The organism is Paracoccus sp. SSJ (assembly GCF_030234105.1).
In the GTDB taxonomy this organism is placed as follows: domain Bacteria; phylum Pseudomonadota; class Alphaproteobacteria; order Rhodobacterales; family Rhodobacteraceae; genus Paracoccus; species Paracoccus denitrificans.
Genome location: NZ_JASSPE010000049.1, coordinates 2,501 through 5,614, shown reverse-complemented (window position 1 = coordinate 5,614; position 3,114 = coordinate 2,501). Strand labels below are relative to the sequence as shown.

Here is a 3,114-nt window from a genome sequence, read left to right as displayed (position 1 = left end):
TGGTTGCGGGGGTAGGATTTGAACCTACGACCTTCAGGTTATGAGCCTGACGAGCTACCGGGCTGCTCTACCCCGCGGCCGTTTGCGCTGGATTGTCAGCGCTTTTTGTCATCGTCGAGAGATTTTCGCTTCTTTTCAGGTCTGGCGGTGACCTACTCTCCCACGTCTTTTGACGCAGTACCATTGGCGCTACGGCACTTAACGGCCGAGTTCGGGATGGGATCGGGTGTTTTGCTCGTGCTTTGGCCACCAGACCGGAAAAGGAGCGAGATCGGCGTTTTCCGGTTCGCTTTGAACCTGGAAAGTCATTGTCCAAGGATGCTTTTGGAAGGGAGATCCTGCGTTTTACGCAGGTCTGTCTTCTTCCGGATCAAATCAAGCCAATCGAGCGATTAGTACCGGTCAACTGAACGCATTGCTGCGCTTACATCTCCGGCCTATCGACGTGGTGGTCTTCCACGGCTCTCAAGGGATACCTTGTTTTGAGGGGGGCTTCACGCTTAGATGCCTTCAGCGTTTATCCTGTCCGTTCATAGCTACCCAGCACTACCGTTGGCACGATAACTGGTCCACCAGTGGAACGTTCACCCCGGTCCTCTCGTACTAGGGGCAACTCCTCTCAAGTATCCTACACCCACGGCAGATAGGGACCGAACTGTCTCACGACGTTCTAAACCCAGCTCACGTACCTCTTTAAATGGCGAACAGCCATACCCTTGGGACCTGCTCCAGCCCCAGGATGAGATGAGCCGACATCGAGGTGCCAAACGATGCCGTCGATATGGACTCTTGGGCATCATCAGCCTGTTATCCCCAGCGTACCTTTTATCCGTTGAGCGATGGCCCTTCCACTCGGGACCACCGGATCACTATGGCCGACTTTCGTCTCTGCTCGACTTGTCAGTCTTGCAGTCAGGCTGGCTTCTGCCATTGCACTCGACGAGCGATTTCCGACCGCTCTGAGCCAACCTTCGCGCGCCTCCGTTACTCTTTGGGAGGCGACCGCCCCAGTCAAACTACCCACCACGCAGGGTCCCGGACCCGGATAACGGGCCGCGGTTAGACATCAAGAGTGCGAAGGGTGGTATCTCAAGGATGGCTCCACGGGAACTGGCGTCCCCGTTTCAGCGCCTACCACCTATCCTGCACATCGCAATCCTGATGCCAGTGCGAAGCTATAGTAAAGGTGCATGGGGTCTTTCCGTCTAACCGCGGGAAGTCTGCATCTTCACAGACAATTCAATTTCGCTGAGTCCACATTTGAGACAGCGGGGAAGTCGTTACGCCATTCGTGCAGGTCGGAACTTACCCGACAAGGAATTTCGCTACCTTAGGACCGTTATAGTTACGGCCGCCGTTTACCGGGGCTTCAATTCAAGGCTTGCACCTCTCCTTTTAACCTTCCGGCACCGGGCAGGCGTCAGACCCTATACGTCGCCTTACGGCTTCGCAGAGCCCTGTGTTTTTAGTAAACAGTCGCCACCCCCTGGTTTGTGCCCCCCGCCGACAGTTGCCTGCCAACGGGGCCTCCTTCTCGCGAACTTACGGAGGTATTTTGCCGAGTTCCTTAAATGTGGTTCTCTCAAGCGCCTTGGTATTCTCTACCAGTCCACCTGTGTCGGTTTAGGGTACGGTCTTGTGGAGGGCTATTTCCAGGAACCGCTCAGCAGCCCCTCCAATCCGATAAGGAGGAACTACACCTGCGATCCGTCACCATCTCCTGGCCCAGGAATATTAACCTGGTTCCCATCGACTACGCCTTTCGGCCTCGCCTTAGGGGCCGGCTTACCCTGCTCAGATTAGCTTTAAGCAGGAACCCTTGGACTTTCGGCGACAGGGTCTCTCACCCTGTTTGTCGCTACTCATGTCAACATTCTCGCTTCTGATCACTCCACCGGATGCCTTACAGCCCGGCTTCACAGTCAGAACATTGCCTCCAATATATCCGAGGATACTAAGGAGGCAGCGTTCTATATCACAGAACGCTCCGCTACCGCGTGCATAAATGCACACCCAAAGCTTCGGCTCGTGGCTTGAGCCCCGTTACATCTTCGCCGCAAGACCTCTTGATTAGACCAGTGAGCTGTTACGCTATCTTTAAAGGATGGCTGCTTCTAAGCCAACCTCCTGGTTGTTTTGGAAGTCTCACATGCTTTCCCACTTAGCCACGAATTGGGGGCCTTAGCTGTTGGTCAGGGTTGTTTCCCTCTCCACGACGGACGTTAGCACCCGCCGTGTGTCTGCCAGATAGTTCTTCCCGGTATTCGGAGTTTGCTTAGACTCAGTAAGGCTGTGGGCCCCCATCATCCATGCAGTGCTCTACCCCCGGGAGAATTCGTCTGACGCGCTACCTAAATAGCTTTCGCGGAGAACCAGCTATCTCCAGATTTGATTGGCCTTTCACCCCTAGGCACAAGTCATCCCGACCTTTTTCAACAGGTGTGGGTTCGGCCCTCCAGTTGGTGTTACCCAACCTTCAGCCTGCTCATGCCTAGATCATCTGGTTTCGGGTCTGATCCGTCTGACTCATGCGCCCTTTTAAGACTCGCTTTCGCTGCGCCTACACCTAACGGCTTAAGCTTGCCAGACAGACCAAGTCGTTGACCCATTATACAAAAGGTACGCCGTCAGGGCGCAAGGCCCCTCCGACTGCTTGTAGGCGTCCGGTTTCAGAAACTGTTTCACTCCCCTCGTCGGGGTGCTTTTCACCTTTCCCTCACGGTACTGGTTCGCTATCGGTCAGCAAGGAGTACTTAGCCTTCGAGGGTGGTCCCCCGATCTTCAGACAGGATTTCACGTGTCCCGCCCTACTTAATGCGTCCGATCAAACTTCCCATACGGGGCTGTCACCCGCTATGGCTGGCCTTTCCAGGCCATTCTGGTCATTCTCACGGCTCGGCTGGTCCCCGTTCGCTCGCCGCTACTGGGGGAGTATCTGTTGATTTCCTTTCCTCCGGGTACTTAGATGTTTCAGTTCCCCGGGTTCGCTCTTAAAACCCTATGTATTCAGGTGATAAGTACCTGGTTAACCCGGTTGTTGATACCCGAGGGTAACAACAACTGGATTTCAGGTGGGTTTCCCCATTCGGAGATCCATGGATCAAAGCTTATTCT

The 3,114-nt window shown here is 54.6% G+C and carries 1 tRNA gene and 2 rRNA genes (1 of these 3 running past the window's edge); all 3 read right to left on the bottom strand.

From position 1 onward, the window contains the following. Positions 1-77: transfer RNA gene (locus QPR87_RS23280), tRNA-Met, on the bottom strand. Between the two features lie 62 nt (positions 78-139). After that, positions 140-254, bottom strand: a 5S ribosomal RNA gene (rrf, locus tag QPR87_RS23275). 117 nt (positions 255-371) lie between these two features. Continuing rightward, positions 372-3,114 (bottom strand): 23S ribosomal RNA (locus QPR87_RS23270) (it continues 89 nt past the right edge of the window).